We start from the raw sequence: 25,397 nt of genomic DNA, 5'->3' as shown, positions 1-25,397 counted from the left end.
CGGCGTATGCGGGGTGCTATCGGGTTGCTCGCGCGGCGCGGGCGGTGTGGGCGGCCGTGGTGGTCGGCGGTCCGGCGCGAGTGGTGGGCGCGGGCCGCGGTCGCTGCGGCGGGACCGTTCCGGTGGCGTGTTGCCAGCGGGTGCGGACGGCGCCGATGTCGGCGAGGGATCGGCGGGCGCCGGCGACGAGCTGGAACGGGGTGTTCGCCGGGTCGCCGGCGTATGCCTCGATGCGCCGGCCGGCGCGATCGGCGGTGGCCAGGAGGGAGCGCTGCAGGGCGCGCTCGCCCCAGTGCTCCACGGAACCGGCCGGTTCGGCCAGCAGGTGGAGCACCTCGCCCGGTTCGCTTCCGTCGTCGAGCAGGCCGCGCTGTTGGGCCTCCCACAGGACGGTGACGGGGTCAACGGGCTCGCGGCGGCGGGCCAGGGCGGTCAGGCACTGCCACAGGCCGGCGTGCAAGGGCAGGGTGAGGTCGTCGGGGAGCAGCCATCGGACGGACTCGATATCGGATGGGTGGGCGGTGGCGGTTGCGAGCAGCAGCCGCTCCTCCTCGACTGCCTCGATGTAGTCGGGCGGGATGGCTGGCGGCGGTGCGGGGGCGCGGGGCAGGACGCCGGCGCGCGGTGGGAACCGGCTCGCGATGTCGTCCACGACCGCGGCGAGCGCGTCGGCCTCGGCGAGCACCGTCTGGACGGGGTGTGGGAGGGAGGCATCGTGGACGGTCTGGACGAGGAGTTCGGCGGCCGTCTGTAGGCGTCGGCGGGCGTGTTCGGCCTCGACCATCCGTGCGTAGGCCGGTGCGTGGCGGGGCCAGGGGCAGACCTGGATGAGGGTGTGCAGGTAGGAGGCGGTCAGTCCGCGCGCCTGCTCGCGCCCTGTGGCGAGCACCTGGTCGAGCCACTTGGTGTTTTTGGCGTGCTCGGCCGGGTCGGGCGGGGGCTGCGTGCTGATCGCTGCGTACAAGGCGGAGTGCGCGGCAGTGGAGAACGAGTTGCCGGCGATGCCGGTCACGTCGGCGAGACGGTGCGGATCGAGGAGGAGGGCGCCGAGGAGGGCCTGCTCGACGTAGTACACGGGCGGCGGCGGATGCGTGTCGGGCAGGTCGTCGAGGTCGCCGTCCTCGTCAGGTTCGGGGGTGCGGGGCATCAGGCGGTGAGGGTGAAGTCGTTGGGGTCGAGGGTGACGCCGAGGTGCGGGGCGAGGAGGTGGCCGGCGAGCAACGGCGGTACGGCGTTGCCGATCTGGGAGAACTGCTGGCCTTTGTTGCCGGCCCACGGGTAGTCGGCGGGGAAAGTCTGCAGGAGGCCGGCCTCGCGGGCGGTGATCCGGATCGGCTCCGGCACCGCTGGCGCGTCCGTGTCCTCCGTCGGCGCGAGGGCCGGTGCGGCGACCCAGGTGCACTCGTTCGCCCGGTGACCGAAGAACAGCGTGCCTGCCGGCTCGGACAGCGGACGGATGGTGGCGTTGGCCTGGTTGTTGCTGCGCAGGGACCAGGACCAGCGGTGCGCCTCGGCGGTGAACGTCGGTGCCGGGGCAGTAGCGGTCCGGTTCTCGCGGGTGCCGTGCCGGGCGGCCCATCCGGCTCCTTCGCGGCGGGACTGCAGGACCACAGCCTCCGGTCGCGGCATCCAGGTGCCGCGCTCCCGGGCGTCGGAGAGCGTCTTGCGGGAGCCTGAAGGGAACGGTTCGGGCCCGCCGCCGGGTCCGCCGCCGGCGCAGACGGTGGGGACGGGTCGGTCGGTGGCGCCCCAGCCGAGGGCCTCGGCCATCGACACCCATCGGTCACGGCCTGGCCCGAACAGGCTTTCCGGCTCGGCGGTCTGGGCGTGCGTGGGTGGTGGGGGCTGGGCGGTGCGGACGCGGGAGGCGAGCAGGATTGCCCGCCGCCTGGTTTGCGGTACGCCGAAGTTGGCGGCGTTGAGGATCCCGTACCAGACCGAGAACCCCCATCCGCGCAGCACGGAGGCGTACTGCTTCCACAGCGGCAGGACGTCCGGCACTTCTTCCATGGCGACCCATTCGGGCTCGCCGACGGTGTTGAGGGCGTGGAGGTAGCGCATGGGCTCGGCGGCCAGCAGCGAGCGCTCGTCCCGGCAGGCGGTCAGCAGCTTCTCGCGGGTGTCGCGTCCGGCGGCGAGGTCCGCCACTGCCTGGTGCACGAGCGGCTGGTCCACCAGGCCGAGGCGCTTGCCGGCCATGGACCATGCCTGGCAGGGCGGGCTCGCGATGAGCCCGGCGGTCTTGCCGAGGAAGGGCCAGACGGGATATAGCGCCACGTCGGTGCGAATGGTCAGCTGCCCTGCCGCCGCACGGGTCTTGCAGGCCCACTCATCCCATTCGAGGCCCACGTCCCGTGCGCCGAGGACGTCAAGTGAGTGGCTCCATCCGCCCGGTCCTGCAAACAGGTCCAGGATGGTCAAGAGGCCAGCCCGAAGTCGTCCTGTGCCGGCTCGACTTCACCGCGGCACGCCCACGGGGAGCAGCCGTCGGCGACTCCTTGCTCCAGCTCCTGAAGGTCAGGTCCGCTGTCGGTGAGTTCTTGCTGCATCGCTGCCCATTCGGCGGCTGTGACGTGATCGATGGGGGCCTCGCTGAGAGGCACGCGGGAGCGGTGGAGAAACGCCTCACCAAGCAGCCGGTTGCCGGTGGCGTTCGCGCGGGCATTTCCCTTGCGGATGGCCGCGTCGAACTCCACCACGTCTTCCCATTCCCTCGGAGAGTTGTCGCGGATGTTGCGCCACTGGGCGTTTCCGTGGAAAGGGCAACCCAAGCAGCTCGATTTCGGGGTGTCGGCCAGGCCGAGCGACGCCAGGTAGCGGACGCAGTCGGACCGTGACCAGCCCATGTCTATGAGCGGGTGCCGGTTGCGCATGTACTTGACGTCGGCGTCCTTGGCCCGGTGGAATTCGTCGGTGGAGATGCCGACCCACTGCTCGACGAAGACGCTCTTGGGGATGCGTGTGGGATAGGGGTAGCCGAGTAGTTCGCGAACCTTTTTCTTGATCGGCTTAATTTTATATTCCCCGGTACATTGCCGCCTGGTCATACCCGGATTTCCGTCCTTGTTCAGGACGTAGAGCGGCATTGACGCAAACCTGTGGTCGGGGTCCAGGGCATCGTTGCGTATGTTTCCGGACGATACACGGAGAACGGGTATGCCTGCGGGCCTGGCTATTTCTCGCTCCAGCCGGTCGAGATGGGAATAAACGGCTCTCGGTTCCCAGCCCGTGTCGGCGAAAATTGCGTAGTCGACCTTCGGGAGTATGCCGTGTGCGGAGAGGGTGAGCATGGCGCTGGACTGGATACCGGCACCTAGTGAAATTGCCCGGAAGGCAGGGAGTTCGGAAATGATCGGTCCTGGGGGTGAGGAGGGTGGTGGGGGCTCGGTTCGGCTGCGAGGCGGGCGATGCGGTCGCTGATGAGCGCGGGGTGGCGGATGGGCAGCGCGTGCGTGGTGCGGGGGAGGATCTCCAGGCGGGCGGCAGGGAGTTGGGCGGCCAGCTGCTTGGTGTGGGCGGCGGGGATGTGCCGGTCGTCCGCGCCGGCCATCAGCAGCAGCCGCTCGCCGAACTGGTTGAGCACGGTGGCGTCGCGCGGCTGGTAGCGGCGCAGGCACTGCCACAGGTCGGCGAGATCGCGGGTGTGGGTGTGGCGGATGCCGTGGCGGCACCGCGGTGGCCCGTCGGCCGGCCGGTCGGGGTGGGGCGCGAGGCTGTAGGGGTGTGTGGTGGGCAGCCGGCGCCGCAGGAAGTCCACCGTGCGGGGCGCCCGGGTGCAGGCCAGAGCGGCGAGGCTGCGTCCGGCGGCCAGGAGCCAGGCGCGCGGGTCGCGTCCGGGCAGCACGGTCGCACCGCGTGCGGAGGCCGACAGCAGCACCATGCCCCAGATGCGGGCCTGGTGTTGGGGGTGCAGGGCGGAGAGTTCCTGCAGGACGAGGGCGCCCAGGGAATGGCCGGCAAGCACGAGCGGCCCGGCGGGGACGACGTGGGTCAGGATCTGGTGCAGGTCGTCGGCGAGCTGCCGGATCGTCAGCGGTGCCTGGCCGCACGGGGTGTGACCGTGCGCGCGCTGGTCGTAGCGCACGACGGTCAGGCCCAGGCTGGTCAGGTGCCGGGCGTGGACGCGCCACAGGTCCGCGGTGACGGACGCGCCGTGCACCAGCACGACCGTCGCGCCGCCGGGACACGGGCGCGCAGGGGTGTCGCGGTAGGCGGACAGGCGCGTGCCGTCCGCGGCGGAGACCGACAACACCTCGGTGGCAGAAGGCGGGTTGCGCACAGGTAGGACTTCCAAAGGGGGGATCAGTCGGGGGCAGCCGTTCGCCGTCCGGGCCGGGTTGGTGGACTTGGCCGTTCGGCACCTCACTGCGCTTGCCGCCGTACAGGGGGCGGGCGGATATCGGGGAGGCGACGCCCAGCGGCCGGGCGGGAAAGTCAGCGGCGTGATCATGTGGGGTTGGCAAGGCGCAGGTGCGCCCGCGTTCGGGCCACGGGTACAGCGCTGACCGATGACCGGGCGGGCGGCGCGGGCAGCTTGAGTTCGGGGGCCGGCCGCCGCAGAGCGAATGGTCAAAAAGGGCAGGCCGCGCTTGCGCATGGTGCAGTGCTCCGGGTGGAAGCGGGTGGTGGTCAGCGGCTGCGCCGCTGGACCTGTGTGGCGGCGAGGTCGCGGGTGATGCCGGTGGCGACGTAGTGGCACCCGGTCGCACTCAGGTCGAGCTGGTGGGCGGCGTCAGCGAGGTGGCCGGTCATCTTCGGGATGGCCTCGGCGTGGCGAGCGGTGCGCACCGACGCGTCGTCCGCCGGATAGCCGGGGAACGACGCCCCTTCATAGGGGTTGGCGTGCAGCGCGCTGGCGAGGTCGTTGCCGGCCAGGGAGGAGGCGACCACGACCGAGGCCAGGCACTCCAGGCTCGCGCGGCTGCCGGCGACGCTGGTGTACGTGCTGGAGTCGAGCGCGCCCAGGCGGACGAGGACGGTGGCCGTCAGGTCCTGGGTCATGAGCAGAAGCGGGCTGATCTGGCGCAGCGCGTCGGTGCCGGGGGTGTAGGAGACGTCCCGAACGCGAGCGTGCAGGGTCTCGAAGTCGCGTGCCAGAGTGCGGAGTTGTTGTGCGTGTTCTGCCAGGTCGAGCAGGGGCATGGGGTGGTGTGGCTCCGGAGGGTCGGTCAGCGGCTTCGGGTGGCCGTCGTCGCGGCGGTGGGGGCGGGCGCGGGTGTCGTGCCGGGTGGCCTGGCGGTGGTCGGGCGGCTGATGGCGGCGGCCAGGGCGGTGGTGCCGGCGGCGGTGAGACGGACTCGGTCTTGAAGCGGTCCGCCCGTGTAGGCGGAGGACGCGGAGTTCGGGACGCGCTCGGCCAGAGCGTTCGCCTCCAGCGAGCGCAGTGTGCCGATGAGCACGCGCTCGTCGCGGTAGTGGACGTACTGCCGTCCCAGGGAGCGGGTGGCCAGGACGTGCCCGCAGGCGATCTCCCACAGGGCGGTGCGCTGCGTGGCGGTCAGCTGGTGGTCTGGAGCATCGGTGGTGCTCCAGCGTCGGCGTCGGATTTCGTGGGCGATGCTGTCGGCGCAGCTCATGGCGGCTTCGGGGGCCAGGGCGGTCAGGGTGCGCGCCATGGGAAGGCGGTGGTCCGTGGAGGCGCTGCTCAGGAAGGCGAGCTGCTGGAGCCGGACCACCGCGTCCGACAGCTCGTGACTTTCGTAGAGGCGTTCGTCGGTGACCGCTTTGATGGCGGTGCGGGTCGCGGAGGCGAGTCGCTGGGCGGAGGCGACGTGGGCGTCGGGTTCGGATTGCGATTCGGCTCGCAGGAGGCGGTCGAGCGTGTCGTTGTGCTGCACGTACTGGTCTGCGAGCAGCATGAGCCGTTCAACCGGCGTCGGTGGCGGGGCCACTTCAAAGAGAAGGCCATCGGTGGGCGGTGTCGTCATGCGCGGCGCCGGATAGCCGGGGCGGGCAACGGGGCTGGGGTGGGTGCGCTCGCAGCAGCGGGGGTCCGCGGTACCTCCAGTGCGGTGCGGGCTGCTGCCAGGGCCCGCCTGGCGTCGTCGAGGTGGATCCGCAGGCGGCTGTGGTGGTCCAGCGAGTCGAGCTTTTGCTGGAGGGTGTCCTGCGCCGTGGTGGTGAGGGTGATGAGCGGGGCGAGGGCCTGGGTGTAGTGGGCGATGGCCCGCCCGACGTGGCCGGCGCTCTCGCCGAGGGGCTCGGCGGGCGGGAGGTCGGCGATGTTCGGGGCGAGATGGTATTCGACGTCGGCGGCCATGCGGGCGGCGAGGTGGCACAGCAGGTCGATGTGCCGCGTGGCGTTGAACAGGCCGGTGCCGTCCACGGTGATGTGGTGGTCGCGGATGTCCGCGGTCACGGCGTCTACGGCTTGGCGCGGGGACATCTCGTCGAGGTCGGTGGGTTCGTAAGTGTGCAGGGCGTCTCCGGACATGTGGTTCAGGGGGCTTGCCACAGGAAGCGGGCGATGTGGTCGTTGCCGTGGCCGGCCCGTGGCCGGCCCGTGGCCGGGAGGGGGTGTGCCATCCGGCCCGGGGCGGGCGGCTGGCGATCAGGTGCCATCCCACGCCGCGCAGGGACGCGCCGCTCTCGCCCGCCTGGGTAAAGGTGATCAGGCGCTGGTAACCGAGGGCTTTCGCCGCGCGCCACGATGCTCCGTACAGCAGGGAGTTGGCGTTGCGAGCGCCGTCGCTGGCGGTCCGGGTGACTTCCACGGTGGTGCCGTCATCAAGGTGGCGGGCAACAGGCCGGCCGACGATGGCCACGGCGCGCAGCGTGCCGGTCTCGGTGCCGGCGCCCGACGGCGAAGATCTGACCGGCGGGAGGCCGGTGGTGGCGGTGCCCGGCGCGCACGAAGTCTTTCGCCTCACGTGAGCGCACCGGCACCAAGTGCAGCCGGACGGCGCTCACACGGCCTTCCCGAAGTCGGACTGCGTCGGCGCGTGCTTCGCTACGGCGCGGGCGGTGATCGCCTTGGACGCGCGGGACGACGCCGCGGACAGCTCCTCCGCTCCGGGCTCCAGGTACCACGGGCGCAGGTCCAGCATGGCGGCCCTCATGCCGGTGGCGAAGCAGAGCGCGGTGCCCTTGGGGAGGGCGCGGATGGCGTCGGCGGGCAGGATTCGTTCCTGCCGCATGCTGACCGAGGTCGACTTGCCGGACTCTGAGTGTGAGGTGGAGGTCGTCTCGACGTCGTGGTCGCCGATCAAACGGCTGAGCTTGTCCGCGAAGTCCGGGTCGTCGATCCCGGAGCCGATGACCTTGACGGTCGAGGCGGACCACATGGCGTCCATTCCGGCGTCCGACCACACTTTCTGGCCCTGGCGGTAGGACTGCAGGATCGTGATCGGGATGATGCCGCGCGACCCGAGGTGCGAGTACAGGTCCGGCAAGTCGCTGATCTTGCAGACGTTGGCGGCCTCGTCGAGGATCGCGAGCATGGGCGGGTCGAGGCGCCCGCCGGCGCGTTCGGCCTGCGCGGTCGCGGCACGCATCACCGAGTCCGCGCACGCGGCGATCAGCGCCGAGGCGCCGCCGCCGCCGTCCTTGCTGAGCAGGAAGAGCGTGTCGGTGGAGGTCACGAACGCAGACGGCTTGAACTCAGCGGTGTCCTTCTGCGGGGTGACCCACGCGGCGATCTCGCTGTTCAGCAGCGCGGCGGCGTACTGGCGGGCGGTCTCGTAGATGCCGTCCCGGGTTTCCGGCGGTCCCTCCACCGTGCCCTTGAGCTGGGCGGCGACGGCGGCGAAGCCGTGGTCGCGGAGGATGTCGAGCGGGGTGCGGTCGGCAGGGAAGGCCAGCCACTGCATGACGTCGGTGATCGGCCGCTCGTCGAGGGCCGCGGCCAGGAACAACTGCGCGAGGATGTTGGACCCGGCTTTGGACCAGAAGTCACCCTGCTGGCTCGCGTCCACTGAGGCGGCGAGGAAGTGGCCGGCCAACCGCCCGGCTCCGTCCAGGGTTTTGGCGTCCGCCAAAGGGTTCCACCACATCTCGCGTGCGGCGTGCGCGATCTGCTGCGGGTCCATCGACCACACCTGTCCGACGCGGGCACGGGCGTCGTAGGTCGCGGTGAAGGCGTCGCCGGCGGCTTTGTTCGAGGTCAGCAGGACCGGGCCGGGCGCGGCGAGAATGGAGGGGATCGCGAGCGAGGTGGTCTTGCCCGAGCGGGGCGCCATGATCGCGACGGCCACGTCCTCGTAGCCCATGCGCACCTCGTGCTTGGTGCCCTGCAGGTTGCCGAGCAGGATGCCGGTGTCGCGGGCCTCGATGTGCTTGGCGTTCTTCAGGCTCGGGCGCAGGGAGCGGGCCTTGTCGGTGATCGCCTTGGCCATCAGCGGTTCGATGTCGCGGGCCTTGGCCATGCCGGTGATCTTTTTCTTCCGGCCGCCGCTGCGGTTCTTGTGCCGGGCCCACAGGACGCCCACCCCCACACCGAGGGCCAGGAGCAGGACAACAGGGACGACGCGGGTACCGATCAGCAGGGACGTCTCTCCCGCTTTGGGCCACAGCTGATCGGGGTGGAGCAGGGCGCTGGTCGGCTGGTAGGGGGCCCAGTCGGCGCCGGTGAGGTAGGCGGTGACGTTGCCGGACAGCCAGGCGAGGTGGGCGAGGGGAACGACGACGGCGAGGACGCCGATCAGGAGGCGCAGGACGAGGTCGTACCCGTCCGTGTTGCTGTTGGAGGAGGAAGGGGGCAAGGGCTACGTGCTTCCGGGCGGGGACGGGGGCGGAGGGATCAGCGGCTGCGGTGGTTCTTGGCCGGCGGCTGTCGCGAGCGGATCGGATTCGTCGGCGCGGTGGCGTGCCGGGCAGCGAGGGAGTGGACGCGTTCTTCGAGCGCCCCGGCCACGTACACGGCGAGCACGTCCGTGGTCCTACGGGTGACGACGTGCGGGTCGCGGGTCGGGAGACTGCGCTCGCTGTCGATGCGCGGTACGGGCTTCGGATCGGCGAGCGCAGCGGTGAACGCGGCGACCAGGTACGCAGGAGTGTGCGCGCCGAAGCGGGCCTGCCACACTGGCCGGTCCGGGCCGAGTGTGGCGGTGACGAACCAGGCGCCCGGTTCCTCCGCGCTGCCCAGCCGCTGGACGTACGCGGTGCCGTCGGGCGACACGAGGCTGTTGTCCGCGGAGGCGGGCGACCAGCCGATCTGTTGGAGCGGCTCGTACGGGTCGGATGGTGTGCTCGCGGTTGCGGCCGGATCGGTGAGGGCGTCGGTAACGGCGGCGATCAGTTCGACCGGGGTGAGGGCGCCGAAGCTCGCGTACCACGCGGGCCGGTCCGGCTCCGCCGCGTGGTGAAGGGTCCACCACTGTCCGTCGGGTTCGGGCTCCAGGCGCAGGAGGGCTTTCTGGTCGGGGCTGGAGAGCAGGACGCGCGCCATCAGGGGGTCGTTGCCGTGGCTCCAGCCGCAGGCGCGGTGGAGGGGGATGGTGATCCAGGCGGGGTCACCGCCACCGGCCAGGTGGCGCGGGGTGATGAAGTCGACCTCGACAGTCTCGGGAGCCAGAGGCATGGTCACTTCCGTGCCGGGGTTCGCCGGTCGGCCGTGGGAGCCGGCGATGGTGCAGGTGCCAGCGGTGAGGGGGCTTTGCGGGCAGCGGCGTTGATCTCGCGGAGTGTCTTGCCGTGGGTGGCCCAGTCGTCGAGGTAGCTCCACGATTCGGCGTGGTACTCGGCGAGGGCGTCGTCGAAGGCCGTGGTGCCAGGCGTAGCGGTGGCGGGAAGGGCGTCTCGGGTTTCCAGCCACTGCTCGTGCAGCTGCTCGAGCCGGTCGAGGGCGGCGTGCAGGACACCCAATTGGTAGACCCAGCGGCTCTGCACGGTACCTTCCGGCAGGCGGCCAAGTTGCGTCTCCGCTGTGGCCAGCAGGTGACGGGCGCCGTACCGGAGCGATTCGAACGCCTCGGCGGTGTCGGCGTCGCGCCGGCTCGCGCGCAGGCCATAGGCGTGGTCGTCGTAGGGCCATCCGTCGAGGTCGGTGTGCTCGTCGGAGTAGGCGTCCCAGGCGTCGAGGATCTTCTTGCTGTCGCTCACGTAGCGGTCGAGGTGACGGAGGGAGTCGCGGTGTGCGCGGTGATCGGCGGAAATGGGGAGGGGTCCTGTCGGTTCAGCGGCGGGCGGCAGGCTGGGCGGTGTGGGCCTTCGCCGGGGTCGGTGCGGGTTTCGTCTGCTGTCGGCGGGTGGAGCGTGCCCGGGCGCGGAGCGACTCGATACGTGCGGTGTGCGCGTCGACCACCTGCTGTGGGCGCAGCGGGCTGGGCTCCTGCACGGCGCTGTAGTGGCCGGTGCGGTCGTACATGCCGCGTTGGAGCGGGCTGGCGTCGACCAGCGCGGTGAGGAACGATCCGACGAGGTGGGCGGGGGTGCGCTCGTCGAGGTAGGCGTGCCAGATACGCGGGCCGGGGAACTGGTCGTAGCCGGGCTCGCGGGTCTCGACATGCCAGGACGGCCGGTCGCTGAATTCGCTCAGCGGGCGCAGTTCGATGTGGCACATGGAGTCCGGCGAGTGTGCCGTGCCGCCTGAGTCGCGGTGCCACCCCGCCGAAGGCACCGCCTGCCACGGGTCGGGCTGCTGTGGCGGTGGGGCGACGAGGGCGTCGGTGAACCCGGCGAGGACCTCGGCGGGCAGGAGTTCGCCGAACTCGGCGTACCAGCCCGGCTCGGTGTCGGTGGGCTCGGCCCGCAGCCGCCACCATGCGGAGGTGGTGGACTGCGGGTCGAACTGGAGGCGGTGGCGAAGGTCGGGGCTGCGCAGCACGATCTCGGCGCTCAACGGGTCGGAGACGGCGCTCCATCCGGCGGCGGCCAGGCCGTGGGTGACGTGGCGGGCATCCCCGGGGCCGGCGAGGTGGCGGGGGCTGGTGTCGAAGGGGATCTGCCTGGCGTGCTTGTCGGCGAACGCGGCGAGCTGTCGTTCGCTCAGGGGCACCGGGCGTCTCCCGGCTCGCTCGCGGCGGTGCTGCCATACAGGTCGCGGAGGTCGTCCAGGACGTAGTGGAGGGTGTGCTGGTCGGCCTGCTCCCACGCGGCCGTGCGCAGTTCCGCGATCAGAAGGTCGACCTGTGCGGTGCGCGGCGTGTCCGGGTGTTCCTGCAGGGTGCGGGCGAGGGCGCGCAGGGTGTCGGCGAGTTGGACGGGTAGGCCCGTGTATTCGTCGAGGAGGGGCTCTACGAGGGCGAGGGCTTCCACGGGGTCAGGGTTCTCGCGCAGGTAGTCGGTGAGTTCCGACAGGGTTTCGGTCGCGGTGTGGATGGTGTCCGGGGTGAGTGCGGGCATGGGGCTCCTCGGGACGGGTGCGGCGGGTCAGCGGCGGGTCCGGGCGCCGCCGGCCGGGGTATGGGCACGGGCGGTGGTGCGTGGCCGTGTGCTTCGAGCACTGTTGCGGGCCCAGGTGGCGGCGCGGGCGGCCGTGGTCCGGGCCTGTTGCCACGCACTGAGCTGGGAGGGCGTGACGGAGACCGACCAGGTGCGGATCTGTGCGCTGTGCGGGACGCGCCCGCGCGGGCGCATTACGGGATCGGGATTGGCGAGTTCGGCCGAGAGGGCTTGTACCAGGTGCATCGGGGTGTTGGGCGTGAAGTTGGCTGTCCAGCCGTTGCCCTGCTGGTCATTCGCTCCGGTCCACCACATCGCTGTGCCGTCGGGGCTGTGGTGGTACTGCATCCACGCGGTGCCGTCGGGGCTGGTCGCCGTGTAGTGCTCGCCCTCGGAACGCGTGTGCCAGTTCTGCTCCTGCAGGGGCGCCCAGACGTTGGGGGCGTGGGCGGAGCGGGGTCGGGTGAGGGCGTCGGTCATACCGGCGACGATCTCCACCGGCGTCTGCCGGCCCAGGTTCGCAGTCCATTCGCCGTTCCGGCCGTCCCCTCTGCCGTGGATGGTCCACCCGCCGGGCAGGATGTAGGGGTCGTAGGCGACACGGACGGTGCGGTCGGGGCTCTCCATGAGTAGCGGGCCGTTCGTCTTGGACTTGTCCCGCCAGCCCGAGGCGCGCAGGAACTCCGAGACGTGCCGGACGTCGCCACCGCCGGCGAGGGCACGGGGCTGGACGAGGTAGTGCTGCTCGGCCTGCTCGCCTGGCCCCCAGCCCTGCCAATGCTTCTTCTTCACCGGTGCCGCCGGACGACGAGCGGTGCGGGTGCCGGAGGCTTCGCCGCGGTGGTGGCGGGCTGGGTGCCGACGTGCCGCAGGGTGTCCTTGTGTTCGTCCAGGTCGAGGGTGATGTCGTGCAGTTCGTTCGAGGCGCGGCCCAGAGCGAGCCACACTTCCGCGGGGAGGGCGCCTCGTTCGGCCTGGTCCTTGGCGAACACGCTGCCGGTGGCGACGAGGTGAGTGATGCCGCCGAGGACTCCGGTGTCCGGGTCGAGGACGCGGGCGATGACCTGCGCGGCCTGGGGCGGGGGAAGTTGAGAGAGGTGGCCGGCGAGCTGGCCGAGCTGGCGGGTGATCTCGTCGGCCAGTCTCACCGGGTAGGGGGCGGGGTGGGTCATGCTCCTCCGGGGTGGGAGTGCGGTCAGTGGTGGTGGCGGTGGCCGACGCGCTGGGTCTCGGCGAGGACGGCCTCTGGGCGGGCGCCGGCCAACGGGGAGGCGCGATCGGGGCCGGTCGGGATGCAGGCGCGCAGGTAGCGGCGGAACAGGGCGGTCGCGAGTCGGGGTTGGAGCCGGTTGCTGATCGGTGGGGGTGTGCGGGCTGTTACAGGTTTCTCCGGGAATCGGGGTTGCGGTGGGCGGCGCCGAGGGGGCCAGGGCCGCCCGGGCCGGTCTTACGGGGTGCGGCGGGCCGGTGCAGGGCGCGAGGGAGAGTTGGCCGGTGCCGGATGCTCCGTGGCGGGGCGGGCTTCTCGGGCGCGGGCGTCGTGCACGGCGTGCCGGTAGGCGGTTTCGTCGAAGACGTCGGGTGTGCAGTTGACGTCGTAGCCGGCCAGGAGCAGGGCGGGGATGGCGCGGGTCGCCAGGCGTTTTTGCTCGTCGGCACCGAGGTGTTCGGGCACCGTGTGCCAGATGTACAGCGGCGCGCCCGTGGGGTATTCGTGGCGTTCGAGGCCGAGCTGTTCCAGCAGGTCATGGAGCTGGGCCGGGGCGCCGGTGGGGGTGTCGGCGTGGAGGGTGGTCGTCAGGGCCTTGATGTAGATCTCGACGTCCGTGCCGTACTCGTCGGCCAGGTTGGCCATGTGTTTCCCTCTGGGATCAACGGTGGCGGAAGGCCGAGGGCTGGGCGGAGCTCGGCGGCGGTGTGAGGGCCGCCGGCTGCGGAGCCCGGGCGGCGTGGTTGCGGGCGTGGAGGATCATGCACGCGTACTTGCTCATGGAGTTCGCGGTGTCCCTGAGCCGTGCGAGGGGTTCGGGTTCCTCGCCGGGGGCGGCCCCTGGAGGGCACTGGCGGCGATCCAGGCCCGGACGACCACTTCCCTGGTAAGGGGCAGCAGACCGTTGACCGGGGCGGCGATCTCGGTGAGCACCTCGGCTACCGCACTGCTGGTCTTGGCGGCAGAGGCCCGCTCGGCGAGCTGGGTGAGGAAGCGCAGGGCCGCGCTGTGTTCGCTGTCCGGTGTGACCAGCGCGTTCAGGGCGGGGTCGAGGTGGACGTTGTGACCGGCGGCAAGCAGGGCGTGCGAGCCAGCGGTCGCCTTCAAGCGCTGGTGCTCGACGGGCAGGCCGTGGGGAAGCCGGTGGTAGTCCCCGCTCGGTCCGGGAGCGGTGAGGAAGCCGCCTTCTCGGTGCCGCCGATGGCGACGACCAGGCCGGTGCGAGGGTCCTTGGTGATGGTGATGTACTCCAGCACCCCGAACTCGGGCTCCGCCTGCTTCATCGAGCCCTGCTGGCCGGCGCACGACTGCCAGCCGGGGAGGGCGGCATGGAGGCTGGGGCGGAGGTGGGCGCGGTCCGGCCTGCGGGGTGCTGGAGGGCGGTGCCGATGCCGAGTGCGTCGAGTTGCGGGCCGAGCTCGCGCAGGGCGCGCGCCTGCGCTCTGGTGTCGTCGCCGCTGAGGCGGTAGATGCCGCTCTGCGGGTCCTGGACGAAGCCGTGGGCGACGAGGATCGCGCCGGCACGGTCGTCGACGGGGGCGGTGGCGACGCTGCCGTCCGGCTGCCAGGTCAGGACGACCCGGTCCGGCTGGGAGGGCTGGATGCCACCCAGGGCGTTGTGCCGGACCTGGGCGAGGGCGCTGTCGTAGCGGGCGAGCAGGTCGCCGGCTATCTGCTGCGCGCTCAGGAACGGGTCGTCCGCCAGGGCGATGCCGTTGGGCTCGGGGACGCCGCGGTACGCCTCGTCGGGCAGGGCGCGGGGGGCGACGGCGGCGATGAGGAAGCCGTCGCGTGCGTCGTGCCGGTCCAGAAGGACGAGCTGGGCGCCGTCGGGGCGGCTCAGGACGGCTGCCTGATGAAGCGGGCGCTCGGCGAGGGACGCGGCGACCAGGTCCAGGTCCCAGATGCGGTCGGCCAGTTCGGCGAGGTCGTCCTTGGCCTCCGGCGGGAGGTGAGTGCTGGTCCAGGTGTCAGGGAGTTCGCCGGCGAGGACGTCGGCGTACGAGGCGAGGCGCTCGGAGGTGTCGTAGTCGTGCATGGTGTCCTTGGGCGAAGTAGGGTCAGCGGCGCAGTCCGGCGGCCACGGGGGGCGGCGGGACCGGGAGCGTGCGCGGCGGGGGCGGGCAGGCGCACACGGCGGAGCGTTCGCGTTCGGGGACCTCCCCGGTGCAGGTGCTGCGGCCCGGGTGCGGGGCGTGCCGGTCGGCGAGGGCGTTGCGGGTGTGGGCGACGTCGGTGCGGATGACGTGCAGGTGCTCGTCGACGAGGTAGCGCAACCGCCGTGCGATGTAGGGGTCGGCCGCCTGGCCGAGTCCGTCGTGGAAGTCGGCGGTGGCGGTGAGCACTTCCTCCAGCGTGGCGAGGATGCCGTCGTGGGCTGCGGTCAGCTCGGTCAGGGCGTCGGCCGCCTCTTCCGTGGTGGTGGCTTGGCGTATGCGTTCGGCGATGTGGGCTACGGAGGAGCCCAGTGGGAGGTAACTGGCCGGCCGGTAGTCAGTGTCGAAGTTCTCGTCGCAGTCGACGTGGTACCCGGCGGCCCGGAGGCGGGCCACGGCGTCGATGGCGAGATCGGACTGGCCGTCCTCGGTGAGGCCGGTGGGAGTGCGGTGGTAGGTCTCGTGGAGACGGACGACGGCGATGAAACCCGCGCGCTGGAGGATGCTGTGCGCCTCGGAGTCGCCGCCGCGGGCGAGGAGTTCGGCGGAGTGCGGGTCACGGCGGATGTCCAGGAAGCGGTCGGTACGGGGCAAGGAGACGTTTCTCCTACGGCGATCGGTGGGCGGTGTACCGGGCGGCGGGTGGTGCGGCGGCGACCCGGGGCTGGACCAGGTGGGCCGCGGTGGTGTCCAGGTCCTGCTGGATGGCGTGGAGGCGGCGGGCGATCAGCTCCAGGCGGTGCGCCGTGTCGGTGCCGGCAGCGCCGCGCTGGCGTGCGAATCGGTGCGCGGTGTGCTCGATGAGTCCGCGGACCGTGGCCAGCGGACCGACTTGCTCGTCGGCGAGCTGCGTGAGGACGCTCGCGAGCTGGGCCGATGCCGTGGGCGCTGGCCGAAGGGCAGGCCGCGCCGTGGGGCCGGAGCGCACGGGAATCAGGCGGAGGTCCTGCGCGATGCGGCGCGCCTCGTCCGCAAGGCGCCGCACGATGTCGGCGGGCGGTGCGTGCCACGCGCCGTCGAGGCTGATCAGATTGGCGATCAAATCGAGGCGTCCGGGCTGCGCCTGAACGGCAATCCACCGGCAGCCGCGCTCCTTGCCGGGAATCTCGATGCCGGCGGCCCGCGCGAGCCGGTGAGCGATTTCAGCCCACTCGGGGCCGGTCAGCTCCCGGTCGTCCGGGTGAAGCCGGATGTCAAGGTGGAGGATCGCCCGCCGGTCGTCGTCCGGGCTGGCAGCGAACGGATACTCCAGATACGGGTCTTCGAGGTGCTCGGCCCACTGGACGGACGTCCAGATCCTCTGCTCGTCGTCCAGGGTGAAGTAGTCCAGGCCGGGCCAGTGGGCGACGATCGTGTATTCCGTCAGGCCCTCGTGAGGCGAGACCGGCCGCCCCAGCGCCTCGGCGAGCGGGTCGTGCGGCGTGTGGGTCCGCTCGTGCAGGCGGGGAATCACCGGCCGCCCCGAACGTCGGCGATGTGCACCAACTGGTTGAGGGCGGTGGTGGTGTACCAGCCGCAGTCGATCAGCTCGTTGCGGTCGGCGTACCGCGGCAGGAGAGCGTCTTCCATGGCCCGCAGGTAGATCAGGCAGTCCGGGCAGCGGCGCGAGAGGTGTACGAGGTAGCGGGGGTGGCCGGTGACGTAGGACTGGGCGCCGCCGGTCGCATCACGCAGCCGCCACCCGTCCTCGTCGGTCGGGGTGTGCCAGGACGGGGCAACGATGCGCATCGCATCGCCCCACAGTTCCCCGCCGGCCACCCCCTTCAGGACAACGACAGTGTCACCGGCCTGGAAGTGCTGGTGCGTGATGTCCCGGGCGGGGGTGAGCGGGTCGGGCGTAGGCGCGAAGGCCGACGTGGGCGGGGGCTGGGACATGGGTTCCTTCCACGCGATCGGTGGCGGGGTGGGAGGAACAATGGTCCGGAGAAACGCCGGTTTGGCTAACCGGCGTTTCCCGGCTATGTTCCCCCGCCGTCAGCGGAACGGGTTCTCCGTCCCGCGGTCCGCCTCGGTGGCTGCGTCGAGGAGTTCGAGCACGTCGGTGCCCTCGGCGTCGCGCTGGTCGATCCACCATCCGGCGGAGGTGATGGCGCGGGCCTTCTCCTCCAGCTCCGCCCAGTCCGCCTCGTCCCAACTCCCCTCCACCACCAGCGCGGTGTGCGCGGCCGTCATCAGCTGGTGGCGGGAGCGCTCGCCCCAGTCCAGGGCCTTGGCCGGGCCCTCCAGCTGCGGCATGTCGAACTGCCTCGCCCACGCGACGGCAGCCTCCTGCTCGGCGGCGCGCTTGGCCGCGAGCCACTCCTCCTTGGACTCCGTGTCGGCGTGACGCGATGCCTTCCAGCAGCCGGAGCAGTCCTTAGCCGCGAGCCAACGGGCGAATCCGGCCCGCTTGTCGGCAGGACGACCGGACAGATCATGAACCACCTGGTGGGAGCAGGCGTGCTGCACGGTCCAGTGCGTACTCACCCCCGGGGAATTCCGTTTGATGGGCGTTACGTTCGAGGTCGGGCTGCTGGTCTGGGGCTTCAAATCGAGTGCCTTTCGTTGGCGGTTGGGGTGGTGGCCTGCGTCGTTGCGGAGGGTCGTGCATCAGATGCGCGATTCATGCGGTGGACGGAGGTGGTCTGGAGTGCTTGGCGGTGGTCTCGGGGACGCTTCCGCCTTCTGCGTCGTCTCAGCGTGTCCTGCGGATGGCGTCTGTGGCCGCCTTGGCGATGGCGACGGGAGCGCTGGAGGGCCGGGGCAGGTGCAGCAAGGTGGTCCCCGGCAAGTGCTGGGACTTCGCGGTGAGGGTGAGCTGGAGTACGGCGCAGCCGGCGGTCGTGAGCTGCTTGACGCGGGTGACGGCAGAAGCGGTTTCGTCGCTGCCGTACCGGGCGTCGGTGACGATCACGAGGAGGCGGCCGGCGCCGGGGCGGCTGAGTTCGAGGCCGTGGTCGAGTGCGTCGATGGCGTCGCCGAGGTTGTGGTGGCCGCCGTTGGCATCGAACGTCGTCACGCGCTCTGGCGCCCGGTGGGTGGGCCGGATCAATGCGGTCAGGTGCCTGTCATAGGCGATGGTGGCGGTAAGGGAGTCGGGGTCGGTCAGGGCTGCTGCGCGTGCCACGATCCAGGCAGCGGACGCGACGGGCGCGCAGGCGGCACGCATGGAGCCGGAGACGTCGACGGCGATACCCACACGCAGCGGTGGGGTGGGGGAGTTCCGGCGGCGGGTGTGAGTGAACGGTTCCGCGGTGGGGACCGACCCGGCCGCGCGCTGAGCGTCGCGGGCGAGAGCCGCGCGCATGTTGAGGCGGCCGGGCGGGGTGGGGCTGGTGGTCCGCTCCTCGGTCCGCTCGCGGTAGGCGGCGGCACGCAGGGCGCGGCTCAGGCGCGCGGCGGCACTCTGCTCGGCGGCGGTGGGCCTGCGGGTGCCGGTGACCGGGTTGCCGTAGGGCGCCGGTGTGCCGTCGGGGGCGACGGTGGTGCCACGGGCGTTGAAGACCGACTTGGCGGTGGCGGCGGCTTTGCGTCGCTGGCCGGCCCGCTGGGCGCGGTCCTGAGCCTGCGCCCTGGACTGCGCGGCCATGGCGTTGGCCGCTGCGGCCTGTGCCGCGACGTCGGCGGCGTCGGTGGCTGCCGTGCTGTCCATGACGACCCCCACGGCGCCGGACAGCAGATCGGTGAGGTTCTCCGGCACGGGCAGGGCGGGGGCCGCGATGTCCAGAGCGTCGCACCATTCTTGACCGTGCGCGAGCATGGTCGTGGCGTCGTGGTCGGCGCACTGGTGGGCTGCGGTCCAGATGCGGGTCAGTGTGGCCAGCAGGTCTGCGCCCAGCACCTTTTCGCACAGATCGGCGACGGCCCGGGTCTCGCCGGCGTCCAGGATGCCGACGTCACGGCGGCCGAGGACCAGGGCCGCCACGGCGGCGGCGTGCTCGATGCCCTGGAGGCTGGGGTAGGCGATGTCGGGCATGACCAGGGTTCGGGCACTGGTGCGCAGGTACGTGCGGTCCGTGGGCCGCGTGATCAGGTGTGCGCCTTCGACACGGCTCTCCTCCAGCAGGAGCGCGGCCTCGACAATACGGGGGTTCGCTCCGCCAGGCTGCGTCCAGACGGAGTGGGCCGCGTGCGCGGCCTCGTGGACGAACACTCCCCAGGCGGCGGGATACCGCTCCTCGTCGCCCACGATCCGCGGATGGATCTCGTGGGGCTTCAGCGGGGCGAACAGGCCGGCGTCGAACTCGACCTCGCCCAGAGTGGGGAAGAACGCGGCCGGTGCGCCGCTGCGCGTGCCGGGGCGGCAGGTGACGAGGAGGTCCTGGCGGCCGGAGAGGGCGACCAGCCGATCGCCGAGTTCGGCTCCCACGCGCAGCCACAAGTGCGGGGAGGAACGGGGCAGCGCGGGCGGGGCGCCGTCGTCGTCCCATCGCGCGAGGTCGGCGTCGTCGTCCGGCAGGGTGGCGGGGGACTGGACGTGGTGGTGGGCGCTCATCGCGAGCGGCCCCGGTGCGCGGAGCCGGTGCTGCCCGGGGGCTGCCGGACGGCCGAGGCGGAGAGCTGCTTGCCGAGGGTGAGGGGCGCGACCTTCTTGACGCCGGCAGCCTTGATGACGGCAGCGGCGACGGCGTCGCGATCCTCCACAGGAGCGATGCCGACCAGGTTCGCGAGCGCGGCCTTGGTGCCGAGGACGGCCTCGGTCTTCTGGTAGCTGAGCAGCTCCCGCAGTTGGGGGGCCCAGCCCAGCTCACCGAGTTCGACCTGGTGGGCGAGGTGTCGGGCCACCCGGACCACCCGGGCATCGATCCTCAGCGCCAGGGCGAGGTCATAGTCCGTGCCGATCTGTATCTGCACGCTGAACCGGCTCGCGAGCGCCTCCGTCAACACCGCCCCGTGGACGCCGGGATTGTGGCCCGCCACCACGTAGAAGCCCGGCTCGGCCTTGATGGTCTCGCCCTTGTGGGCCTTGACCTGGATCTGCCTGCGCCCGTCCATCGCGGGATACAGCGCCGCCAGGACCTTCGGTGAGATCAAGGTGGCATCGTCGATCAGCAGGGCGCGGCCCTCGGTCATCGCGGTGACCAGCGGACCGTACTGGAATACGTAGGCTCCCGCGTCGTCCTGTGTGTACTCGCCGATCAAGTCGCCGACCGTGGTGTCGCCGTCACCGGCGACGGTGAGCAGGTCCGGGAACGCCGCCTCGACCAGACTCGTCTTGCCGGTGCCCGGAGGGCCGTAGAGCAGCACCGGCACGTCGGCGTCGCGCAGACGGTTCAACGCCTCGACGTCGGGCAGATCGGCCAGCTCCCGGGGGTGGTAGAGCTGGCCCCCCGCGCGGCGGATCGGGCCGGTCTGCCTGGGCGTGGCTGCTGCGGGAGTGGTGGTGCGGGCCGTGGCCGGCTGGGCGCGGGGAGAGTGGGTGCCTGGTGGGCTGATCACAGCGGTCTGCGCGGCTGCGGCGGTTTTCGCGTTCGCGCGGAACTCCGGTTGTCCGGTCCCGCTTTGGTCGGCTTCGCCGCGTCGCACCAGGGTGAGGGCGGCGTTGCGGACGGCGCCGTGGGAGTGGCCCAGCTGCCTGGCCATGTCCCCGATGGTGAGCGTGTCCGCCGGCCGGTCGGCCAGCAGTCGGGCCACCTTGGCCCGTAGTTCGCCGCCCTTGGTGCGCGCTGGACTGGTAGGCGTTCCGGGTGTGGTCAAACGAGGATCCTTCAACAGGTGCAGGTGCAGGTGCAGGTGCGGGTGCGGGTGCGGGTGCGCGTGCGCGTGCGGGTGCGGGTGCGGGCGGGGTGGGCGATGCGCTGGAGAGGCTGGCCGCTCTCGGAGCGGATCACGGACTGTGCCGACATCGGCGACCGGGCCAACCGGGGCGTACCGTCGGCGCTCACCGGCCGACCGAGGGCTCGGTACAGGTGCAGGGGACGGCCGGCGACGAGCAGCTCGCTGGCTGCCGAGCAGGCCCGTGCGTCCGCTCCATATCGGGTTCCGTCGCTCTGCAGGCGCAGCCTGGCGTCTCTTCGAAGCCGTCCTGGAGCAGGATCCGCCGGGCGGCGGCGTTGTAGCCCGTGGTGGTGATCTCGCCGGTGATGGTGTGCCGGATCGGCATGAACGGCTCTGCTGGTGCTTCGGGCAAGGCGGAACTCCTATCGGTGGTGGCGGGAAAGCGGTGGGGTGTTGCGCCCGGATCAGGGCGTCTTGTGCCGGCCTCGGAGCGGGCGGCGGTGCCGGCCGCACTGCATGTGTCCGGTGGGGCCGAGACGTCGGCGAGCGGCGAGAAGGACGGTGAGAGCGAAGGCCGCGCCGGCGGCGGGGAGCGCAGCGCTGGCGAGAGGCTGCTCGGCGAGGCGTCCGGCGAGGGCGGTGCCGGCGGACTGCCCGGCGCCGATCGCGAGGATCAGCCACGCGTACGCCTCGCTGGTGCGGCCTGCGGGGGTGAGGGCGTCGGTGGTGACGTAGGCGCAGGCGACCACGATGGTCAGGAACGCACCGGGCACGGTGACCGCAGCGGTGGCCGCATACGGGGCCGGAAGGGCAAGGAGCGGGAGCCACCCGGCCAGGAACGCGGCTGTGGCGATGATCAGTCGCCTGGTGGTGGTGCCGGTCCAGGTGCGGATTCCGTAGATGAGGCCGCCGAGGAAGGCGCCTGTGGAGAACGCGGCGGGGATGATGCCCGAGAGCATGTCCTGGTGGTGGTGCTCGGCCATGGAGATGGACCACACGTTCATGGCTCCGATCGCGAACCCGATGCCCGTGAGGGAAACGAACAGCAGCAACGCGGCAGGGGTGGCCAACTGCCGAGCCGGGGCCGTGTCCTGCCCCACGAACGGTTCGGGTCGCCAGCGTCGCGACGGCGGAGCGAGGGCGACCGCGGCGGTGCCGGCCAGGCCGAGGGCTGCGGTGACGGCGAGCGCGACGGCGGGGTTGTACGCGGAGGCGAGCGCCGCGGAGAGCAGGGGGCCGACGATGTACAGCAGGCCCTGCGTGCCGGTGTCGAGCGCGAGCGCGGCGTGCCGCAGCCGGGGGTCTGGCAGCACGCTCGGCCACAGCGCCCGGAGCCCGGCCTCCAGGGGAGGCGTGGTCAGGCCGCCGACGACGACGATGGCCGTGGCGAGGCCCGGTCCGCCATACGGTCCGGCCAGGGGCAGAGCCACCAGGAGGGCCGAGTTGAGCAGGGCTGCCGGAAGATGCACCGCGCTCTGGCCGTGGCGGTCCATGAGGCGTCCCTTGACCGGCTGGGACAGCGCGGAGGACAGCCCGTACAGGGCGCTGAGCAGCCCGCCGAAGGCGATGCTGCTGCCGCTCGCGGTGGCCAACAGAAGGATGGCGACGGGCGCCATGCCGTTGGGAAGTCGGCCGGTGAGGGTGCCGCCGAGGAGGCGGGCGACGTACGGGCTGCCCAGCACCGCGCCGTAGGAGATGCGCGGGGCCGGGGCTGGGGAGGCGGTCAGGGACAACGGGTGCTTTCTCGGTGCTTAGCGGTGGTGGGCGGGCGTGATGGCGCGGGGTGGCGGCGTGGGTGGTGCGGTGTCCACGGCCGGACGCGGGCGGACGCGCGGCACGGGGGTGCGGTGCGGCGGCAGGACGGCGACGGTCGCGCCGAGGTCCTCGGCCGCCTCCTCGACTTCGCGGGTGAGGAACTCGATCTGCCGGCCCAGCGCCGAGAGGCGGGCGGCGATCTGGCGGCCCTGCACGGACTCGAGCGCGCTGGCGAACTGGCTGCTTGTTTCCAGGAGTTCCTGGAGACGGACCATCGGGCCCGGGGTGTAGCCGCGCTGGACGGCGCCGAGAAGAGCTTCGGAGGCGTCTCCTGCGGTCTGGCCTTCGACGACGTCGCGGATGAGTTCCTGCAGCGACACCTCCGGGACCGGCACTGGGCGGTTGAACCGGGAGACGTCCGCGCGCAGCACACCGGGCGGGACCGGGGCAGGCAGTACCTTCCCTGCCTCGTATTCGTGGGCGTAGTGCCCGATCACCTGCCACCCCGGTGCGTCCGGGTCACCTCGCAGCGCGACCAGCGTCGAGTCATCGTTCTCGATGAGGTGGGCGAGGGTGATCGGCTGCCCGTCGGCGGCGTACCACGACTCGGTCAGCTCCAGCTCGCCTCGCTGCCGCGCGGCCTGGGCCCTCTCGGTCCACATCCGCTGTTCCTCGTCGGTCAGCGGGGCCCTGTGATGACGGTGCTTGGTCTGGTCGGCGTGGTCACTGGCGATGAAGCTGTGATCCGCCCAGGCGGCGAGGTGCGGCCACAGGGCCGAGTGCTGCGTGCGTTCGGCCGGGGAGCCGGGGGCGTCCGGCCGGTCGAGGGCCCGGCGGATCTCGGCGGCGGAGGCGGCCAGGCCGTCCAGCACGGCCCGCCACCCGGCCAGGTGCCGGGCGGGTGGCAGCTCGTCGAGCGCACGGCGGGCGACGTCGAGCAGAGTGTCGGCATGCGGGGCGAGGTGTGTGGTGTACGCCTCCACCGCCGCCCTGTTGCGGTGGGCTCGTGCGGCTGCCGCGACGCCTGCGTGGACGGTGCGACCGTAGCGGTCGCATGCCATGTCGAGCGCGACCTCGCTCTCGCGGTCGATGACCGCCATCCGCAGCCGGAAGTTGCGTGCACCGTCCGCGAGTTCCGGTGTCACCGGGACGGAGCCGTCCGGGGTCGGATTCCTCGCGGGCGTCATCGGGACCGTCCACTGCCCGAGGCCGTCAGGTGGACGGTCGGTGCGTAGGCGGGCTTCGGCGGGATCGGTCGGGCCGAGGGCGAGGAAGTGGTGGGCGGTGTGGCGCGCTGCGTCGTTCGGCCAGCTGCTGCTTGGGCGAGACGGCTGCGGCGCTCCGGGAACCCGTTCGGCCGGTCCGGGCGTGGTGGCCCGGCGGAGAGGGACGGGTCGAGGCGAACGTCGGCCTGCACGCTGTAGCCGAGGCTGCGCAGGTCGTGGACGGCTTGGCGGGTACGGCGCAGCCCATCGCGTTCCGGCTTGGTGAGCCGGTACAGGCCCGGCGAAAAGGGGACGGGCTCGAACTGCTCGCGGACGAGGAACCACTCGGCCAGGTGAGGGGTGAAGCTCGGTGCGGCGGTGGCGACGAAACCGTGTTCGGGATGGTCACGGAAGCGGAAGTGATCGGACAGAGAAGGATCCCTTCTTTCTACTGGTCAGCGGCGAGGGACGGCGGATGGGTCGTGGTACGCCGGGCTGGTTTCAAGGGGGCGGGTCCGCCGGTGGCGGGCTGGGCGAACGTCGGGGCCGGGCATGCTGTCGCTTCCGTCGTCCCGTTTGGTGAATCGGGCCTGGTCCAAGGCGGCGTTGGCCCACTGGTACTGCTCGCCGTGGGCGATGACGGCCAGGGCGGCGGCGCGGCTGTAGGCGAGCCGGATCTCGGCAAGAGGGTTCGGGGGCATCCCGTGGTCTGCTGGCGTCGTTCAGTGGCGGTTGGGCTGCCGTGACTGGGCGGCGGCAGCTGGCTGGGCCCGTGAGCCGGTCGTGCGCGGTGTGGACGGCCCAGACGGTGCCGGGGTGGAGGCCGCGCGCAGGGCGGCGGCGGTGTGGCGCAGGCGTGCGCGGGCCGCGACGTACTTCTCTGCCGTCATGATCCGCAGGACTTCGGGGTCGTTGCGCAGAGGCGAGTGGGCGAGATCCTCCACGGCCTCGCGCTGGAAGCCGGTCGTGGCGTAGGTCAGGGCTTCGGCGAGCGTGTCCAGACCTCGCGTGATACCGGCGGCGGCCCGGGCGAGCTGGACCAGGGCGACGCGTTCGGGCGGGTAGACCGTCTGCGGTGTGGTGAACCGTTCCTGCGCGTGTTCGATGGTGTGCTGCAGATGGTGGGCCAGCACGCCGATGTCGTCGGTGAGCGTGACCAGGTCGACGGCTTCGGGGCTGGTGGGGAATGAGGCGGCCAGTTCCTCCAGACGCCTGGCCAGATAGTCGAATGTGGCCGCAGTGACGGAGGAAGACATCAGACCACCCCGGCCGCAGCGCTTGTCTCCCGGGCGCGGAGGGCGGCTCGCAGGCTGCCTCCGTAGTTCCACGCATGCCGCCGAGCCTCCGGCTCCAGGACGTCATAGGCGTCCTGGCGGGTCATCTGGCCAGGGTGTTTGCGGTACCGGTAGACCGGCAGGGGAAGCAGGATCCCGGGGGCGAGGCTGGTGACGCCGAGGGCGGCGCAGTAGTCCTCGCCCTGGACGAGCCCGCCCATCGGAGCGGCGCGCACCAGGTCGGTGCGGGCGAGGATCGTGGTCGGCCCGATGGGGATGGTGTCCGCCGGGGACTTCCAGTACGTCCACACGTCGCCGGCCTCGTGCCGGCCGGGCGGGGCGGGGCATCGCCACAGGGTGGTCGAGCCGTCGGGGTGCAGGTCCTCGCTCCATCCCGCGCACCAGCCGACCCCGGTCGACTCCAGGATGTTCAGCCGCACAGCCATGGCGTCGTCGGTGAACTCATCATCGTCATCAGCCCAGTTGGTGTACCGGGTGCGGACATGGGCGAGGGCCAGGTTCCGGGCGCAGGCGGCGCCGACCGGGCGAGGCAGAGCAAACGTGCGGACGCGGGAGTCCTGCGCGAGCGGGTCGGGCAGGCGGTCCGGCGAGGCGCCGTCGAGCGCGATCACGGCCTCCCACGGCACGGACTGCCGGGTGAGGCTGGCGTGCATGGCGGTCAGGTAGTCGAGCCGGTCTTCGCACAGGCGGCTGGCGATGACGACGGTGATCAGGGGCAGGGCGTGCGAGGGCAGGGGAGGCTCCGGGAAGACGAGAGTGA

Annotated in this window: 32 protein-coding genes and 1 pseudogene; all 33 read right to left on the bottom strand. The window is 71.8% G+C overall.

Annotated features, from left to right (window positions below; translation table 11 throughout):
- Window positions 1–16: 16 nt before the first annotated feature.
- The 33 genes and pseudogenes from ACFYWX_RS02530 to ACFYWX_RS02370 all read right to left on the bottom strand — a co-directional run bounded on the left by ACFYWX_RS02530 (window position 17) and on the right by ACFYWX_RS02370 (window position 25,350).
- Window positions 17–1,147, bottom strand: a complete 1,131-nt coding sequence (locus ACFYWX_RS02530) for a DnaB-like helicase N-terminal domain-containing protein (protein ID WP_319253989.1) — start codon at window positions 1,145–1,147, stop codon at window positions 17–19.
- Window positions 1,147–2,421: a DNA cytosine methyltransferase gene (locus ACFYWX_RS02525; protein WP_061334417.1), complete on the bottom strand. Its 1,275-nt coding sequence runs from the start codon at window positions 2,419–2,421 to the stop codon at window positions 1,147–1,149. Before ACFYWX_RS02525 ends, ACFYWX_RS02530 begins: the two co-directional genes overlap by 1 nt.
- Window positions 2,418–3,290 (bottom strand): hypothetical protein, encoded by an 873-nt coding sequence (locus tag ACFYWX_RS02520; RefSeq protein ID WP_307047038.1) that lies wholly within the window; start codon window positions 3,288–3,290, stop codon window positions 2,418–2,420. The genes ACFYWX_RS02525 and ACFYWX_RS02520 overlap by 4 nt, the downstream gene beginning before the upstream one ends.
- 23 nt (window positions 3,291–3,313) lie before the next feature.
- Window positions 3,314–4,279 carry an alpha/beta fold hydrolase gene (locus tag ACFYWX_RS02515; RefSeq protein ID WP_307047040.1) on the bottom strand — a complete coding sequence of 322 codons (966 nt, stop codon included), beginning with the start codon at window positions 4,277–4,279 and terminating at the stop codon, window positions 3,314–3,316.
- A 350-nt stretch (window positions 4,280–4,629) separates the two neighbouring features.
- Window positions 4,630–5,142, bottom strand: a complete 513-nt coding sequence (locus ACFYWX_RS02510) for a hypothetical protein (RefSeq protein ID WP_389422090.1) — start codon at window positions 5,140–5,142, stop codon at window positions 4,630–4,632.
- Window positions 5,143–5,168: 26 nt separating this feature from the next.
- Window positions 5,169–5,858, bottom strand: a complete 690-nt coding sequence (locus ACFYWX_RS02505) for a hypothetical protein (RefSeq protein ID WP_389422169.1) — start codon at window positions 5,856–5,858, stop codon at window positions 5,169–5,171.
- Between the two features lie 65 nt (window positions 5,859–5,923).
- The gene (locus tag ACFYWX_RS02500; protein WP_389422089.1) at window positions 5,924–6,433 is read right to left on the bottom strand and encodes a hypothetical protein; all 510 of its coding nucleotides are present in this window, start codon (window positions 6,431–6,433) and stop codon (window positions 5,924–5,926) included.
- A 118-nt stretch (window positions 6,434–6,551) separates the two neighbouring features.
- A pseudogene (locus ACFYWX_RS02495) lies at window positions 6,552–6,764 on the bottom strand (XF1762 family protein); the annotation flags it as partial.
- A 141-nt stretch (window positions 6,765–6,905) separates the two neighbouring features.
- A complete protein-coding gene (locus ACFYWX_RS02490; protein WP_389422088.1) occupies window positions 6,906–8,699 on the bottom strand; it encodes a type IV secretory system conjugative DNA transfer family protein in 1,794 nt (597 codons plus the stop codon).
- 38 nt (window positions 8,700–8,737) lie between these two features.
- Entirely contained in the window at window positions 8,738–9,517 is a 780-nt protein-coding gene (locus ACFYWX_RS02485; protein ID WP_389422087.1) for a DUF317 domain-containing protein, read from the bottom strand.
- Between the two features lie 2 nt (window positions 9,518–9,519).
- The gene (locus ACFYWX_RS02480; RefSeq protein WP_376387148.1) at window positions 9,520–10,038 is read right to left on the bottom strand and encodes a hypothetical protein; all 519 of its coding nucleotides are present in this window, start codon (window positions 10,036–10,038) and stop codon (window positions 9,520–9,522) included.
- Between the two features lie 73 nt (window positions 10,039–10,111).
- The gene (locus tag ACFYWX_RS02475; RefSeq protein ID WP_389422086.1) at window positions 10,112–10,933 is read right to left on the bottom strand and encodes a DUF317 domain-containing protein; all 822 of its coding nucleotides are present in this window, start codon (window positions 10,931–10,933) and stop codon (window positions 10,112–10,114) included.
- Complete coding sequence (locus tag ACFYWX_RS02470) at window positions 10,924–11,280, bottom strand: hypothetical protein (RefSeq protein ID WP_376387150.1); 357 nt, start codon at window positions 11,278–11,280, stop codon at window positions 10,924–10,926. Before ACFYWX_RS02470 ends, ACFYWX_RS02475 begins: the two co-directional genes overlap by 10 nt.
- A 27-nt stretch (window positions 11,281–11,307) precedes the next feature.
- The gene (locus ACFYWX_RS02465; protein WP_389422085.1) at window positions 11,308–12,111 is read right to left on the bottom strand and encodes a DUF317 domain-containing protein; all 804 of its coding nucleotides are present in this window, start codon (window positions 12,109–12,111) and stop codon (window positions 11,308–11,310) included.
- Window positions 12,108–12,491 (bottom strand): hypothetical protein, encoded by a 384-nt coding sequence (locus ACFYWX_RS02460; protein WP_389422084.1) that lies wholly within the window; start codon window positions 12,489–12,491, stop codon window positions 12,108–12,110. The genes ACFYWX_RS02465 and ACFYWX_RS02460 overlap by 4 nt, the downstream gene beginning before the upstream one ends.
- Window positions 12,492–12,766: 275 nt before the next feature.
- On the bottom strand, window positions 12,767–13,174 hold the full coding sequence (locus ACFYWX_RS02455) for a hypothetical protein (protein ID WP_376387153.1): 408 nt from the start codon (window positions 13,172–13,174) through the stop codon (window positions 12,767–12,769).
- A 132-nt stretch (window positions 13,175–13,306) separates the two neighbouring features.
- Window positions 13,307–13,636 carry a hypothetical protein gene (locus tag ACFYWX_RS02450; RefSeq protein WP_389422083.1) on the bottom strand — a complete coding sequence of 110 codons (330 nt, stop codon included), beginning with the start codon at window positions 13,634–13,636 and terminating at the stop codon, window positions 13,307–13,309.
- Window positions 13,633–13,812 (bottom strand): hypothetical protein, encoded by a 180-nt coding sequence (locus ACFYWX_RS02445; protein ID WP_376387155.1) that lies wholly within the window; start codon window positions 13,810–13,812, stop codon window positions 13,633–13,635. Before ACFYWX_RS02445 ends, ACFYWX_RS02450 begins: the two co-directional genes overlap by 4 nt.
- On the bottom strand, window positions 13,809–14,567 hold the full coding sequence (locus ACFYWX_RS02440; protein ID WP_389422082.1) for a hypothetical protein: 759 nt from the start codon (window positions 14,565–14,567) through the stop codon (window positions 13,809–13,811). Before ACFYWX_RS02440 ends, ACFYWX_RS02445 begins: the two co-directional genes overlap by 4 nt.
- A gap of 22 nt (window positions 14,568–14,589) precedes the next feature.
- Window positions 14,590–15,279, bottom strand: coding sequence for a hypothetical protein (locus ACFYWX_RS02435; protein ID WP_389422081.1), 690 nt, complete (start codon window positions 15,277–15,279; stop codon window positions 14,590–14,592).
- Between the two features lie 13 nt (window positions 15,280–15,292).
- Window positions 15,293–16,138, bottom strand: coding sequence for a relaxase/mobilization nuclease (locus ACFYWX_RS02430; protein ID WP_389422080.1), 846 nt, complete (start codon window positions 16,136–16,138; stop codon window positions 15,293–15,295).
- Complete coding sequence (locus tag ACFYWX_RS02425) at window positions 16,135–16,560, bottom strand: hypothetical protein (protein ID WP_376387159.1); 426 nt, start codon at window positions 16,558–16,560, stop codon at window positions 16,135–16,137. The genes ACFYWX_RS02430 and ACFYWX_RS02425 overlap by 4 nt, the downstream gene beginning before the upstream one ends.
- 99 nt (window positions 16,561–16,659) lie before the next feature.
- Entirely contained in the window at window positions 16,660–17,151 is a 492-nt protein-coding gene (locus tag ACFYWX_RS02420; protein ID WP_376387160.1) for a hypothetical protein, read from the bottom strand.
- 208 nt (window positions 17,152–17,359) lie between these two features.
- Window positions 17,360–19,159: a hypothetical protein gene (locus ACFYWX_RS02415; RefSeq protein WP_389422079.1), complete on the bottom strand. Its 1,800-nt coding sequence runs from the start codon at window positions 19,157–19,159 to the stop codon at window positions 17,360–17,362.
- Window positions 19,156–20,298 carry an AAA family ATPase gene (locus ACFYWX_RS02410; RefSeq protein ID WP_389422168.1) on the bottom strand — a complete coding sequence of 381 codons (1,143 nt, stop codon included), beginning with the start codon at window positions 20,296–20,298 and terminating at the stop codon, window positions 19,156–19,158. The genes ACFYWX_RS02415 and ACFYWX_RS02410 overlap by 4 nt, the downstream gene beginning before the upstream one ends.
- Window positions 20,299–20,372: 74 nt before the next feature.
- Window positions 20,373–20,549 carry a hypothetical protein gene (locus ACFYWX_RS02405; protein WP_389422078.1) on the bottom strand — a complete coding sequence of 59 codons (177 nt, stop codon included), beginning with the start codon at window positions 20,547–20,549 and terminating at the stop codon, window positions 20,373–20,375.
- A complete protein-coding gene (locus tag ACFYWX_RS02400) occupies window positions 20,546–20,767 on the bottom strand; it encodes a hypothetical protein (protein WP_376387690.1) in 222 nt (73 codons plus the stop codon). The genes ACFYWX_RS02405 and ACFYWX_RS02400 overlap by 4 nt, the downstream gene beginning before the upstream one ends.
- Window positions 20,768–20,846: 79 nt before the next feature.
- The gene (locus ACFYWX_RS02395) at window positions 20,847–22,115 is read right to left on the bottom strand and encodes an MFS transporter (protein ID WP_389422077.1); all 1,269 of its coding nucleotides are present in this window, start codon (window positions 22,113–22,115) and stop codon (window positions 20,847–20,849) included.
- Between the two features lie 18 nt (window positions 22,116–22,133).
- The gene (locus ACFYWX_RS02390) at window positions 22,134–23,324 is read right to left on the bottom strand and encodes a hypothetical protein (protein ID WP_389422076.1); all 1,191 of its coding nucleotides are present in this window, start codon (window positions 23,322–23,324) and stop codon (window positions 22,134–22,136) included.
- Entirely contained in the window at window positions 23,321–23,773 is a 453-nt protein-coding gene (locus tag ACFYWX_RS02385; protein ID WP_389422167.1) for a hypothetical protein, read from the bottom strand. Before ACFYWX_RS02385 ends, ACFYWX_RS02390 begins: the two co-directional genes overlap by 4 nt.
- A 24-nt stretch (window positions 23,774–23,797) precedes the next feature.
- Window positions 23,798–24,043: a hypothetical protein gene (locus ACFYWX_RS02380; protein WP_389422075.1), complete on the bottom strand. Its 246-nt coding sequence runs from the start codon at window positions 24,041–24,043 to the stop codon at window positions 23,798–23,800.
- Between the two features lie 21 nt (window positions 24,044–24,064).
- The gene (locus tag ACFYWX_RS02375; RefSeq protein WP_389422074.1) at window positions 24,065–24,598 is read right to left on the bottom strand and encodes a hypothetical protein; all 534 of its coding nucleotides are present in this window, start codon (window positions 24,596–24,598) and stop codon (window positions 24,065–24,067) included.
- Complete coding sequence (locus tag ACFYWX_RS02370) at window positions 24,598–25,350, bottom strand: glycosyltransferase family 2 protein (protein ID WP_376387693.1); 753 nt, start codon at window positions 25,348–25,350, stop codon at window positions 24,598–24,600. The genes ACFYWX_RS02375 and ACFYWX_RS02370 overlap by 1 nt, the downstream gene beginning before the upstream one ends.
- Window positions 25,351–25,397 lie beyond the last annotated feature (47 nt).

This window comes from Streptomyces sp. NPDC002888 (genome assembly GCF_042888465.1).
Taxonomy (GTDB): Bacteria; Actinomycetota; Actinomycetes; order Streptomycetales; family Streptomycetaceae; genus Streptomyces.
This window is presented reverse-complemented; position numbering and strand designations above follow the sequence as displayed.

Bases quoted from the DNA above. Each gene is read 5' to 3' on its own strand.
- ACFYWX_RS02530 (WP_319253989.1), bottom strand. From the start codon at position 1,147: ATGCCCCGCACCCCCGAACCTGACGAGGACGGCGACCTCGACGACCTG.
- ACFYWX_RS02520 (WP_307047038.1), bottom strand. From the start codon at position 3,290: ATGCTCACCCTCTCCGCACACGGCATACTCCCGAAGGTCGACTACGCA.
- ACFYWX_RS02510 (WP_389422090.1), bottom strand. From the start codon at position 5,142: ATGCCCCTGCTCGACCTGGCAGAACACGCACAACAACTCCGCACTCTG.
- ACFYWX_RS02505 (WP_389422169.1), bottom strand. From the start codon at position 5,858: ATGCTGCTCGCAGACCAGTACGTGCAGCACAACGACACGCTCGACCGC.
- ACFYWX_RS02500 (WP_389422089.1), bottom strand. From the start codon at position 6,433: ATGTCCGGAGACGCCCTGCACACTTACGAACCCACCGACCTCGACGAG.
- ACFYWX_RS02485 (WP_389422087.1), bottom strand. From the start codon at position 9,517: ATGCCTCTGGCTCCCGAGACTGTCGAGGTCGACTTCATCACCCCGCGC.
- ACFYWX_RS02470 (WP_376387150.1), bottom strand. From the start codon at position 11,280: ATGCCCGCACTCACCCCGGACACCATCCACACCGCGACCGAAACCCTG.
- ACFYWX_RS02460 (WP_389422084.1), bottom strand. From the start codon at position 12,491: ATGACCCACCCCGCCCCCTACCCGGTGAGACTGGCCGACGAGATCACC.
- ACFYWX_RS02455 (WP_376387153.1), bottom strand. From the start codon at position 13,174: ATGGCCAACCTGGCCGACGAGTACGGCACGGACGTCGAGATCTACATC.
- ACFYWX_RS02445 (WP_376387155.1), bottom strand. From the start codon at position 13,812: ATGAAGCAGGCGGAGCCCGAGTTCGGGGTGCTGGAGTACATCACCATC.
- ACFYWX_RS02440 (WP_389422082.1), bottom strand. From the start codon at position 14,567: ATGCACGACTACGACACCTCCGAGCGCCTCGCCTCGTACGCCGACGTC.
- ACFYWX_RS02425 (WP_376387159.1), bottom strand. From the start codon at position 16,560: ATGTCCCAGCCCCCGCCCACGTCGGCCTTCGCGCCTACGCCCGACCCG.
- ACFYWX_RS02415 (WP_389422079.1), bottom strand. From the start codon at position 19,159: ATGAGCGCCCACCACCACGTCCAGTCCCCCGCCACCCTGCCGGACGAC.
- ACFYWX_RS02400 (WP_376387690.1), bottom strand. From the start codon at position 20,767: ATGCCGATCCGGCACACCATCACCGGCGAGATCACCACCACGGGCTAC.
- ACFYWX_RS02390 (WP_389422076.1), bottom strand. From the start codon at position 23,324: ATGACGCCCGCGAGGAATCCGACCCCGGACGGCTCCGTCCCGGTGACA.
- ACFYWX_RS02380 (WP_389422075.1), bottom strand. From the start codon at position 24,043: ATGCCCCCGAACCCTCTTGCCGAGATCCGGCTCGCCTACAGCCGCGCC.
- ACFYWX_RS02375 (WP_389422074.1), bottom strand. From the start codon at position 24,598: ATGTCTTCCTCCGTCACTGCGGCCACATTCGACTATCTGGCCAGGCGT.